Origin of the sequence: Croceitalea rosinachiae, assembly GCF_031846445.1 — a bacterium.
Classification (GTDB): Bacteria; Bacteroidota; Bacteroidia; order Flavobacteriales; family Flavobacteriaceae; genus Croceitalea; species Croceitalea rosinachiae.
Window position 1 is genome coordinate 81,515 of the sequence record NZ_JAVRHR010000001.1, and the last position, 12,672, is coordinate 94,186.

A 12,672-nucleotide genomic window follows, 5' to 3' on the forward strand; every position below is an offset into this window, starting at 1 on the left:
TCTTAATGTTCAACATCAAGTTCAAAAAGCTTTACACTAGCATAAGCTCCTTTATCCCTTGTTTGGAAATAGTTTCCAACCTTAAAATAATTTTCAAAAACGCCCCAACGTTTTATACTGGCATTATCATAAACGAAAAACTCATTTTTGTTTAGAGAAACAACCATTTTACCATCGGTTACCTTGACTTCTATAGTAAATTTTCTAAAACCGACTTCTTGTTCAAAGTTTTTCCCTTTATCATCTGTCCATGCCTCTTTATACAAAATTCCCTTTTGGTCAACACCTGCATATTTCAACACTTTTGTTTTTACGCGAATCTTACCATTTTGCCAATAAATCTTCAAAATAGGTGGTGCATTATTGTCTTTTTGCCCTATAGATTCTCGTTGTTCATTTGTTAAACGACCGTGTATCTGAGCAATAATCACCTTGTGATATTTTCCATTTTCAGCTCTAGAAACATCACCCATAGCCATTTTTGCCTTTAAATACCCTTCTTGAGCAAATGTCCAATTGACATTGTCATTGCCAGGCTCCATTTGTTCTCTAAGTTCTGTTCTCGAATATTTTGTGTTCGCTGTAGTAGCATTAGTTGGATATGCATGAAAAACTAGGGCTCCTGAAACTGAATCGTTATACATAAAAGGCTTCAAAACCTCATTATTTGCATAATCAAGGATTTCTGGTGGTCTAACGCTAATAGCTCCTCCTTTACCTTTGCCCTCCGGTATAGTAACTTTCCAATGACTTAAATCAACCGTCGGCAACTTAATCTTTCTCTTCCTCTTTTTCTTGCCAACTTTAACTTTAGAATCTGAAATACTGCCGGCCTTTTCCTGACCACCTATAGCATTTAAAACAAAAAAAGAAATTAAAAAAACTGCTAAATATTTTTTTGAAAACACCTTCCTTCTATAAATCATTAGTTAAAGTATAAATTCATAAAAGAAACCATCCAGCCCTAAGGCCATATCTTGGACTGGAGTGGTTCTAATCTATTAATGGTTATACAAGCTTATTACTCAATTGTTATATTATCAAAGAAGGCCTCTGCTGAACCGTCTATAACATCTATATTTCTCACATAAATAACTATCTGATTTGTTGATGCTGTAAATTGGAATGTACTGGTTGCATAAGCATCACCATCGGTATCAAAAATATTCGGGATAGCAAAATAAGCATCTACGTCTGCATCTGCACCGAGATTGGCATTAATACCTGTCTCATCTTGAATCTCTGTATTTAAAATAAATACCTCAGAGGTTATTCCTCCCGCAGTTGTTCGTGCATCTATGGAGAATGTATAGGTTTCACCTTGTTGAACAGTTACAACTTGGTATAAACGACGACCAGTTTCATCTAATTTTGCCCCTCTCGTATCATTATTACCGTCGCTTGTTGAACCTGCTTGCTCACTATTATCACCATATTCCGCTTCTAGCCAACTATCTAACGCTGAGTTATCCCACAAATCGGCATATGGACTAGGAATATCATTACCATCACAATCTTTAATAGTTGAATTAGTCGTCATATCCCAAGGGTCAGCATTATCTCCGGTGCTTTCTCCACCGCAACCTGGAGTTGTACCATAGAGGTCAAAGTTTCCATTTATTACCTGTACAACGAAACCTTGAGCTACAACAAGCTCTTCTGTGGCAACACTTATGTTTTCTGTTATACTTGAAGCAGTTAACGTAACTGTGTAAATACCGTCCTCAGCATAAGTATGTGAGGGATTCATTCCTGTAAATTGGAAACCATCTCCAAATTCCCATAGAAGCGTTTCTGCTCCTTCAGAAGCATCCATGAAATTAAATGTTCTGTAATCGTCAGGGTCAACTTGAGAAGTAAAATCTGCAGTCACTGGGGCCAAAATTTCAATCGATTGTGCTAGAGTAGTGGACAAACCAGCCTCGTTTGTGGCTACAAGTGTAACCGTATATGTGCTTGGTTCGGCATAAACATGTGTTGGAGATTCGTCCGTTGATGTATTTCCATCACCAAAATCCCATTCATATGTTACGGCTCCGGTTGATGAATTGGCAAATTCATATTCCAAAAAGTCAATTTCGCTTTGTATAGATTCAAAACCAGCAGAAGGAGGCACAGCACCTTCAGCCCCAATATCAATTGTAAAATCATCCAGTCTGCCTTCAACATCTCCATTAGTGAAATAAATTGCAACTGTGTTATTAATTCCAGAATTAAAGGACAATTTTTGTTGCACATATACATCTGGTTCTGAATCATCGGTTACGGTTACAGAAGCAATAGTTGCATCAGCGGCCTCCTCTTTAGTTTCAATAGGTCCATTTTCCGTAACACCTAATACAGACACGATTAACCGTGGATCTGCAGAACCACTCAACATAGTATACCAGAAACTTAAATCGTAATTAGTCTCAGGGTCAACAGTAATCTCTTGATAACCAATACGGTCTCCAGCGGGGACAGGTAATTTAGCTCCTTGGTCACCAAATGTAACTGGGCTACCTGTTATCTGAATAACACCCCCTAAATCGCTATTTCTCCAAGAATCACGTCCATCACCACCGCCCTCTGGTAGCGTGTCATCTTCAAAACCTGCTTCCAAAATAATTGGTTGAAATGGACCTTCTACTACAATAACCTCTATGGTAGTACTTCCTGTCATGCCATTTCCATCGGTTGCTGTCAGTGATACGGAATAAGTACCTTCTCCACCTTCAAATGTAAATGAAGGGTCTTCCTCTGTTGAGCTATTTCCATCACCAAAATCCCAGGCAAATGACAACGCTTCAGTAGAAAGATTGGTGAAGTTAATTGTTCTGAAATCGTCCGATGAAGAAGCATAAGAAAAATTAGCTTCTGGAAATACGGTATCTGCTTTTGAATTTGCTCCAGGTAACTCATCTCTAAAAAGTTCATCACCAACACAACTCACAACAATACTGCCCATAACCAATATGGCTAATAACAGTTTTGTTTTATTAAATATGTTTACGTTATATTTCATTGTTCTTATTTTAAGATTAATACCCAGGATTTTGCGTTAAAAGCCCGTCACTTAGATTTATTTCCCTAGCTGGAATTGGCAATAACAAATCTCTTGCAGAATAAACATATCCCATTTCAACGGCGTGAGCGCTCAAAACATCATTTGCAACACCAAATCTCAGTAAATCAAACCAACGTTGATTTTCAAATGCCAATTCTACCCTTCTTTCCGTTAATAGCTCATCTTTAGACACACTAGATATTGAATTAGGAGCAGTATCTGGGAAAGCCCTATCCCTTATTTGCTGAAAGGATTGTAAAGCACCTATATCAGAAGTATTTGTCCCTGACCCAATGGCAGCTTCTACATGCATCAAAAGCACATCAGCATAACGCAAGGCTATATAATCGTTACCAGCGTTACGAGCATTTTCTCCATAGGTTGGTGGTGAAACAGTTATATCTGATCCTTCTGGTAAAAATTTAATTACTTCTATCGAACTTCCTAAGTTGACAAAAGATTGTGGCCCTCTAACACCACCAAATGCGCTAAAATCTACAACGAGATTATCATTAACAATATTTTGACCGTCTTCCCTACCTTGACGTACAAAAGAGGTAAACTCCGAAGAGAAACTTTGACTTTCCAGCGTATTACCAAATTGGTATTGAATAGCAAAAATGATTTCATCATTCAGTTCGTTATAAAAAACATCCGTGAAATTACTTTCCAAAGCAAATTCCCCACTATTGATAATTGCTTCACATAATTGTTCTGCCCCTGAATAATTAGGGGTTGGCTGCGATAGATACACTTTTGCTAAAATACCCTGAGCAGCAGCTCTTGATGCCCTGGCCTTGTACGTATTATCCAATGCACTGACTGCCTCTTGTAAATCTTCTACAATCTGAGCATAAATCTGATCCTCTGATATTCTTGTAAAAAGAGCCTCGTTATCTTCTGGCCCAGCTACCTCAGTAATTAAAGGTACATCACTAAACAATCTTACCAATTTGAAATAAGCATATGCTCTTAAAAATTTGGCCTCAGCAGCATATCTTGCCGTATTGCTCTCATCAGCAATATCAATAAACCTAAGCGTATTGTTTGCTCTAAAAATAACCTCATACATTGATGCATAAAAATCTTCTGATTCTACATTGTTCGCATCAACAACATAGCGGTGGAAATCAGACTTAGAGCCTTCCAAGGTTGCATTTCGAGTGTTGTCAGTGCGATGCTCCGTCAAAAGGTGTTCGAACTGAACCCCTCTATTAAAATTGCCAATATTGGTCCCACTGTTTTCATTTACCCCTTGGAGCGCATCATAAACTCCCAATAGCCCCGCTTCAACATCCGCGTCAGTTTGAAAAAATGATTCCTCTACTAACACTGTTTCAGGTATTGGATTCAAAAACTCGTCTGAACTACACGACATTAAAAGTGCCGTAACAATGAATGTTATATATTTTATGTATTTCATAATAATTATTTTTTAAAAATCAATGTTTAGACCTAATGTTAATGTCCTAAATATAGGAGTACCTGCTCTTTGCGAACCAAATGCCCTAATATTACCATTATCATCGTGCTCTGGGTTAAAACCATGATAATCATCCGCAGTAATATATAGAAGGTTTTGTCCAGTTACATAAACCCTAAGTCCTTCTAAACCAATTCTTGAGATGGTATCACCACCAAAATTGTAGCCCACGCGCACATTTCGTAAAGAGAAATAATCCGCACTGGCGATTACCTCACTGGTCAATACTCTTTCTTGAATGAAAGACTCATGCGGTACTAAGCCATCTGCCACTGCTTGTGCTTCTCCCCCACTTCTGGTTCTGTTTCCAAACCAGTTGTAGAAATATTGATCACCAATATTATTGACTTGTGCCCCTAAGCTACCTTGAACCATAAAGGAGATATCTACTTGACCAATCTGAAAGTCATTAGTGAAACTGTATATTAAATCTGGATAAGGGTCTCCAAGAATGGTCTTATCTTCTTCAGTAATAATACCGTCACCATTCAAATCTTTGACAATAGTATCATCAGCCTGACCATTAATTCTATTCCAAGGATTATCAACATAGGTGTTTCTAAATGAAACTTCGTCATAAGCATCATTATCCACTACAAAACCCCAGTAGGAAGAAATTGGCTCACCAATTCTATTGATCCACTGTGAATTTCTACCATACGTATCTTCAATCAATGCATTATTGGAATCTCCAAAACTCAATAGTTCATTTTGATTTGTAGATGCAATCAAGGTAGAATTCCATCTGAAATTCTCCCTAACTATATTTCTGGTCCTTAATTCAAATTCTAGTCCTCTATTTTGAACTTCTCCTAAATTCACAATACCATTATTAAAACCGGTTACATAAGAAACAGGGTTGTTAAGGAGCAGTTCATCACTGTTTCTTTGGTAGTAATCGATAGAACCGGTAATTCTATTATTCAAAAAACCGTAGTCCAGACCAATAGTTAATTCTTCAGAAGCCTCCCATTGCAGTAAGTTATTTGCAATGTTTAGGGGCGATATACCACTCACAAGGTTACCATCAACAACTGCATTGGTATTTTGTAATAGTGACAAGTATGGCCATACTGTCTCTTCAAGTGTTGAAAGGTTAAAATTCTCAGATCCAGTAAGACCATAACTGGCTCTAAACTTTAAGTTACTGACTACATCGCTCGATAATAAGAAATTTTCTTTTGCTACATTCCAACCGGCAGATATAGCAGGGAAATAACCCCACTTGCTATCTACACCAAAAACAGAACTACCATCACCCCTAATAGACGCATTTAAAAGATATTTGTCTTTATAGGCATAATTGACCCTTGCCAACCAACCTATCTTTTTACGTTCTGCATTAGCTTGAAATGCGGTAGTATTGTCAGGATTAGCTCCATTTATGTTTTTAAGACGATCATCTGTAAAACCATTTCCATTAATCTGACTTATTTCGGTTGTACGCTGTTGTACGGTAAGGAGACCTAGCAAATTAAGATCATGATCACCAAATTTTCTGCTGTAGTTTAAGGTATTATCAGAAACAAGTCTCTTACGGAATCTGTTTTCCAAAAAGTAGTTAGATCTGGATGCACCCGAAGCATGATAATTAACCCCATCATATCTATCACGTTTGCGTTGCTCCAAGGTAATACCCAAAGAAGTTTTAGCAGTCAAACCTTTTGCCAATTTATAGCTTAAATAGGTAGAACCGAATAGTTTTGTGTTGAATTCATAGTGCTCGCGCTCTACATATTGTTGATATGGGTTAGAATCCCCAGAAGTTCTAGGTCTTTCGGTATTACCATCGTTATCATAATCTCTATTTTCTAAATGGTTTTCCCAAAAATAATCTCCCACACCTACGTCAGGATAAATATCACGGTTTATGAACTGTAATGTTTCTTCTGTATGAAAAATAGGCAACCATGGTGATTGACGTGTTGGATTGTGAATAGATGTAGGCAATCTTCGTTGTTCCGTATAAGAAGGAGTGGCCCTAAGACCAAACTTTAATTTCTTCCCTATTTTAGTATCAAACTTTAAATTTCCTGTATATAACTTATAATCATCTGTAATCACAACTCCTTCATCATGCAATGACCTTAAAGAAGCACTGAAAGTCGAATTTTCTGTACCTCCTCTCGCAGAAAGAGAATGACTGGTTACAGTGCCTCCATCAAAGAATACATCTTGCCAATCTCTATTAATTCCTGTAACATTAACTATATCAAGGGCGTACAAGGTTTCACCTGAAAGGGTACCTGTTGTGGCTTCTTCTAAATCAGCCCACTCATTCAAATCTTTTCTGTAATCATCGCTACCATGGGCTTGTTTAAAACCTGTGTAAGTTTGATAACTAAACTTAGTCTTTCCAGCCCTACCGCTCTTAGTTGTTATTAAAATTACCCCATTGGCACCCTCACTACCATAGACAGAAGCAGAAGCTGCATCTTTAAGAACCTCAAAAGATTCTACATCATTCATGTCAATGTTGGCGAAAAATTCTGAACTAACTACAATACCGTCAATCACCAAAGCAGGGCCAGTATCTGCACTAACAGAACCAACACCCCTTATGTTTATGGTAGGTGCACCACCAGCTTCGGCATTGGTCGCTTGAATATTTACCCCTGACACTTGACCAATAAGGGCATCATCAACCCTTGATACCGCAATCTGATCTAAGGTTTCATTGACTACCTTAGAAATAGATCCGGTAACAGTAGACTTTCTCTGTGTACCATAACCAATTACCACTACCTCATCAAGCTGGCTAGTATCTTCTTCAAGTATTATGTTAATGGAAGCCTGTCCACTAATAATTATGGTCTGAGTGCCATAGCCTATATATGAAAATTGTAACACCTCTCCATTAGAAACATTAATGGAATAATTACCGTCAAAATCCGTTTGGGTGCCTCTTGTTGTATTCAAAACAACAATATTTGCTCCAGGAATTGGAACATTATCTGCATCATTTACGGTTCCAGTGACACTATAAGTATCCTGGGCAAATAATTGAATATTGACTAGCAATACTACAATTATTAATAATCTAGTTTTTAAGTTCATTTGTTATTCAGTTAATTTCAAAAGATTGTTTTAATTGCTATCCCTAATATTTAGGAATGCCACTAATTCAGTTTAGTTAATCACATTTTTAAAACAAATTCTTAAAACGAATCATTACATTTGAATTCTTCAAATTTGCATTAAGTGTGTATTTGTCGAATTTTACTTCCCTCCAAAGAAGTAATCTTTTTTAAAAGGATAGGCGTGCACCTATCCTTTTTTATTTTCTGCTTCTTATCATATAATTAATTAGTTTAAATATTATTTGGTAATCCAAACTGGTAAACCAATTTGGTTGACCAAATATATGTTATTGAATCGTTAATAAAAAACGATTTTATCATTTAAATGTTAAAATTTTATGGATTATGAAATTTTGTTTGATCTAATTTTATGAGTTATAAACAAAATAAGGCACTAACACTTAAAAAATTCCTTTTCTATTGAATAGGACGTTATTTCTGCCATTACTATTTATCTCCAAAATAAGATACCTCTCCACCACTCAAAAAATCTTCTCTAACAGGACTAAAAGTGTCAATTAGCATCCCTTCTTCTAAGCATACTGCACTATGCAATAAATTAGGTTCAATGTAAACTCCATCCCCTGCTTCAATTATTTTCTTCACTCCATCAATTTCAAATTCAAACTTACCTGAAACACAATAAGTAGCTTGAGTATGAAAATGATGATGAGGGGCACCCAATGCTCCTTTTTCAAATTTCACTTTTACCATCATAATTTGGTTGTCGTACCCTAAAAACTTTCTTGATACTCCTCCTCCAAGTTCTTCCCAATCCATTTCTTTGGTAGAGATGTATTTTTCACTAAATCGTTTCATATGTTTATGTTTATTGTTTTTTAAATATCATATGTTGCTTCTATATAATCATTCCCTTGAATATCATTTTCCAGTTATGGAAGGTTCTTAATTTCAGTTTGTATTATTTAAAATGATAAGGACCAGACCATTGATAATCACGTCCGTTTATCTGTAATTTATGCGGACTTGTTTTATTAGAATCTGTATTACTTATTATCATCATAAATTCATCACCATTCACATCTGAAATGTTAACCGCCGTGTAGTGCTCATCATCATGAACTAATTTCAGACTTGAGATACTAGAATTGGAATTCACAGCGGATTCTGTCACTGGACTATAACTTCCATGTGATTCTATAATCGATACAAAAGTGGTATTCTTAGCATTTTTTCTTCGAATCATAAAGCCTGCATCCCTTCTTAAATTGAATTTAGGGTCATTGGCGCCCAAACGCGTAAAAAGCAACTCATCAGAAGTGTCGGTGGCCGTAGTCAATGTATAGAAGTTATTACGGCCCAACCAAGAAACAATTGTGCCTTCTGAAGAAGGCTTCCCCTTTCCTTCTACATACAAGTGCTGATAGCCATTCTTTTCTCCAAGAACACTGAACGCAGGAGATTCATATTCAAAGTTGACCTTCATTACATGTCCCATAAAATAAAATGGTAAATCGTATTGATTTTCCGAATCAGAATTTATTTTCATAATATCCAACAAGAAGGGTTTTTCAAATTTTTCATTTTTGATTATTGCCATGGTACGATGTATTTCTGTACCGGGATAGGCATTATTTTCTTTTGCACTTGCAATTTGAACTTCGCCATCTTTATCATCATAGAAGTATAGGTCAGAATGGTGCTTACTCCCAATTTCATACTTTCCTTGAAAGTGGGAAGTTTCATTTTGAACAAGTGTATTATGGGCGATTGATTGTTTGGCCCATGTTTTATTTTCTTTTAGATAATTGCCCCCACCTTTTTGTTCAATATTTACAAAACGAGCTAACCCATAATCTTGTAGAACTTCATTACCGTTATCGTAAAGTGAGTAGGACAACTTATCATAATGCCCGTGACTTGAGCCTTGCGCAGCATATTTAAAAACAAGTTCGATACTTTCTTTTCTTAAAATAGCAACGCCCCCTTGTTTCCCTTCAGGTCCATCTGTAAGATTAATCGACTTTTTATCGAATGGTTTCGCTTTCCCATTTTTAATGGCAAGTGCTACTTCTAAGCCCGAATCGGCCAATAAAACCTTGCCCTGTTTTTCTGCAATACTCAAAAGGCCTGAGTCATGACCTCCATAATAATAAGATATATCCACCGCAGATATTAAAGCACTGTTGTAATAGGACATCCCTTTTTGTCCATCATTTAATGGAAAAAAATCGCCATCTGCATCTGATAAATTCAAAAGCGCATTAATAGACTTCAAAAGCACACCATCTTTATATTCGAATATTTTCAAATCTGGTCTTACATTTTGTAAACCCACAGCAAAAATCAAAAACGGATACATGGCGTAGCGTTGGTAGTATGGCCCTTCATTATAATATCCATCTGGTGAAAAAGGCTCTTCTATATTGGCCAAGAAACCTGCTTTACCATCTTTGTTTATGAATCCACCGTCATCGTCTTTTGCGGTTTTATCTAAATTCATATCTTTTATACCATATAAAGCGCGGTCTATCAGTTCTTGGTCATTCATCACCAAACCTATCATACCAACTGCGGCATTACCCCAAGTACTATGGTTATGAACTCTTTGGTAAAATTGTGGACTATTAACTGAAATGTGGTCTGCAAATGGCCGGAATAGGTTAGTTTCAAGTCTATTGCGTTCTTCTTTTGACAAAAAATTGTAGATACAATCATAGGCCTGACTAACATAGACCAACCAATTAGCATCATTTAAACATTGCCAGAACAACTTGCCTCTTGCGTATGATCTTGTTTTAGGATGTAGCGGTAGCGTTTTATACATTTTTTCATACTGCATTAACATATCACGAACATAAATGGCATACTTTTTATCGTCAAGTATCTGATACAGCACCCCAGCTTTTTGTAGTAGAAACCAATTTTTTTTATGCCTGGCATGCGTATAGCCACCAGAATAATCTTTCGGAATTGGTGTCTCGATTCCTAAGGCAATTTCTGTATCCACCTCTTTTTTCAATGCCGCCAACGACGCATCAAATAAATGGACATTTCCTAATTCAGCACGAATTTTTTCAACTCCGGCTTTGGTCAAAATTAAATTTGGATGTTCTTGTGCCAAAGCAAAATTTGGAAGAAATAGTATTGCAAATACAAATAGTATCGCTAGGTAAATTATATTTAGGTTCCGCTTTGTCATTTTTATTTATTTCTAACCCTACATATTGTAGACTCCTCCATTAATATCTAGCGTTGCGCCAGTAATAAAACCATCATATTCAGATACTAAATATAAAACTGCACGTGCTACATCTGCCGCATTACCCGCTCGTTTTATTGGAATACCAGCCGTTGTTTTATCTGCAGATTCTTTAGTGGTATGTGTGTTGTGAAATGAAGTTCCTAATATTAAACCCGGAGCAACAGCGTTCACTCGAACTCCTTTTGGGCCTAATTCTGTCGAGAGCGCTCTCGTAAAAGTAAGTATCGCGCCCTTGCTGGTAGCGTATGCCAATGACCCAGGATGACCACCTTTGCGTCCGGCGAGTGATGCCAAATTAATAATACTGCTGTTGTCATTTTTTGCTAAATAAGGAGCTGCAGCTCTAGTCACAAACATCATAGATGTCATGTTGATGTCCATTACCTTGTGCCAAAAATCTGTCTCCATTTCGTTCAGCATTCTGCGCGCAACAAGTGACCCCGCGTTGTTAATCAATATATCTAGGCCACCCAATACCTCAATTGTTTTTTCAACCATTGCGTTCGCATCGGCTTCTTTTGTTAAGTCTCCCGATATAGCTGCCGCTTTTTGTCCTTTGCCTATGGCATAGTCCACCAGTTGATCTGCTGTATCGGCACTAGAAAAATAGTGAATGGCAACATTGGCGCCACTATCAATAAAGTGCTGGGTAATTGACTCTCCAATTCCTTGTGCACCAGCAGTTATTAGAACATTTTTACCAGTTAGTTTGTTGTTGCTATTCATGTGATTCAATGAATTGATTTAATCGTTCTTGGTAAAATAACCCTGGTTGGATACGGCAGTATCACTAATAGATATACTTCCGGTTTTGAACCAAACTTCAGCATAGTTTCCGCTTTCATACTGTTTCTGAATGTCGCCATCATGTGTTTCGGCACCAGAACACCAATTTTCATTTACTTCAGGAGATTTTCCATTGGTTTGATTGTAACAGCCTAGCTTAAAAAAGCAGCCTTCGCCAGCATACGCATTTTCACGTTCTACGCCATCTTGACCAATAGGCACAAATAATTTTAGTGTTTGCTCTGGAATATCTTCTTTGGACGTATATTCCGATTCAATCAAATTTTTGGTAAATGTCTTAGTTGGATGCCCTTCACTGGTAAATTTCAAATTCATAATACCATCTTTAACTTCGATTTCATAACTAAATTCTTCCCCTAATGCAATACCATTTTCAGGTTCTGCGGGATAGGTGTTTTCATCGCTTCCAACTACCGAGAAATCATGGCCCCACACAGCTGATGAAAAATCCCATCTTCCTGAATTATCATCACCTTCCGTATTAATTTCATAATGCCAAAAGACAGAACCTTTGGTATGCCCCGGATACTTTTTGTAAAATATTTTAAGTGGTTCATTTTCATGCCCATCCGCACTATGTATTTGACCAACAACTACAGAATGGGTAGAAGCAACACGAGCATCTCCAGTAGCCGATACATTCATGACCTTAAGTGTAGCGGTCAATTTATCATCAGCAGTTTTTGGATACCATTTTTTTAATTGTGCTAATTCAGTTCGTGTATTATTTGAGGTTCCGTGTGTATCTCCCGCATTTGGAGTTTTGAATACTACCCAATCAGCATTGTCATCGCTTTCGGTATAAAAGAAATTCTCATTCTTGTAATTAGTCGCTTGACCTACATTAGAACCATCACCTAAGATTAAGTTCCAATGTTGGAAAAATGGGATGACATCGTTTGCGTAAACGGGTTTTTCTATTTTCTTTTTAACCGAGTTATTACAACTAATTAATGGGAAAACACAAACAACTAGTATAGAAATTGCCGTTATAATAGTTTTTTTATGATTCATTTTCTTATCCTATTAA

8 protein-coding genes are annotated in these 12,672 nt (G+C 36.9%); all 8 read right to left on the minus strand.

All coding sequences use genetic code 11. The features are described from left to right. Positions 1 to 2: 2 nt before the first annotated feature. The gene (locus RM706_RS00420; protein WP_311349042.1) at positions 3 to 926 is read right to left on the minus strand and encodes a polysaccharide lyase family 7 protein; all 924 of its coding nucleotides are present in this window, start codon (positions 924 to 926) and stop codon (positions 3 to 5) included. Positions 927 to 1,021: 95 nt separating this feature from the next. Then, positions 1,022 to 3,004, minus strand: a complete 1,983-nt coding sequence (locus RM706_RS00425; protein ID WP_311349043.1) for a PKD domain-containing protein — start codon at positions 3,002 to 3,004, stop codon at positions 1,022 to 1,024. 16 nt (positions 3,005 to 3,020) lie between these two features. Further along, positions 3,021 to 4,469: a RagB/SusD family nutrient uptake outer membrane protein gene (locus tag RM706_RS00430; protein ID WP_311349044.1), complete on the minus strand. Its 1,449-nt coding sequence runs from the start codon at positions 4,467 to 4,469 to the stop codon at positions 3,021 to 3,023. 12 nt (positions 4,470 to 4,481) lie between these two features. Next, complete coding sequence (locus RM706_RS00435) at positions 4,482 to 7,586, minus strand: SusC/RagA family TonB-linked outer membrane protein (protein WP_311349045.1); 3,105 nt, start codon at positions 7,584 to 7,586, stop codon at positions 4,482 to 4,484. A gap of 470 nt (positions 7,587 to 8,056) precedes the next feature. Next, a complete protein-coding gene (locus tag RM706_RS00440) occupies positions 8,057 to 8,428 on the minus strand; it encodes a cupin domain-containing protein (protein ID WP_311349046.1) in 372 nt (123 codons plus the stop codon). Positions 8,429 to 8,531: 103 nt separating this feature from the next. Next, complete coding sequence (locus tag RM706_RS00445) at positions 8,532 to 10,772, minus strand: alginate lyase family protein (protein WP_311349047.1); 2,241 nt, start codon at positions 10,770 to 10,772, stop codon at positions 8,532 to 8,534. Between the two features lie 18 nt (positions 10,773 to 10,790). Continuing rightward, complete coding sequence (locus RM706_RS00450) at positions 10,791 to 11,561, minus strand: SDR family NAD(P)-dependent oxidoreductase (RefSeq protein WP_311349048.1); 771 nt, start codon at positions 11,559 to 11,561, stop codon at positions 10,791 to 10,793. Between the two features lie 18 nt (positions 11,562 to 11,579). Beyond that, positions 11,580 to 12,656 (minus strand): polysaccharide lyase family 7 protein, encoded by a 1,077-nt coding sequence (locus tag RM706_RS00455; protein WP_311349049.1) that lies wholly within the window; start codon positions 12,654 to 12,656, stop codon positions 11,580 to 11,582. Between the last annotated feature and the right edge of the window lie 16 nt (positions 12,657 to 12,672).

What these genes read in the sequence shown, in the direction of transcription:
- RM706_RS00420 (WP_311349042.1), bottom strand. Translation starts at nt 926, where the DNA reads ATGATTTATAGAAGGAAGGTGTTTTCAAAAAAATATTTAGCAGTTTTT.
- RM706_RS00425 (WP_311349043.1), bottom strand. Translation starts at nt 3,004, where the DNA reads ATGAAATATAACGTAAACATATTTAATAAAACAAAACTGTTATTAGCC.
- RM706_RS00430 (WP_311349044.1), bottom strand. Translation starts at nt 4,469, where the DNA reads ATGAAATACATAAAATATATAACATTCATTGTTACGGCACTTTTAATG.
- RM706_RS00435 (WP_311349045.1), bottom strand. Translation starts at nt 7,586, where the DNA reads ATGAACTTAAAAACTAGATTATTAATAATTGTAGTATTGCTAGTCAAT.
- RM706_RS00440 (WP_311349046.1), bottom strand. Translation starts at nt 8,428, where the DNA reads ATGAAACGATTTAGTGAAAAATACATCTCTACCAAAGAAATGGATTGG.
- RM706_RS00445 (WP_311349047.1), bottom strand. Translation starts at nt 10,772, where the DNA reads ATGACAAAGCGGAACCTAAATATAATTTACCTAGCGATACTATTTGTA.
- RM706_RS00450 (WP_311349048.1), bottom strand. Translation starts at nt 11,561, where the DNA reads ATGAATAGCAACAACAAACTAACTGGTAAAAATGTTCTAATAACTGCT.
- RM706_RS00455 (WP_311349049.1), bottom strand. Translation starts at nt 12,656, where the DNA reads ATGAATCATAAAAAAACTATTATAACGGCAATTTCTATACTAGTTGTT.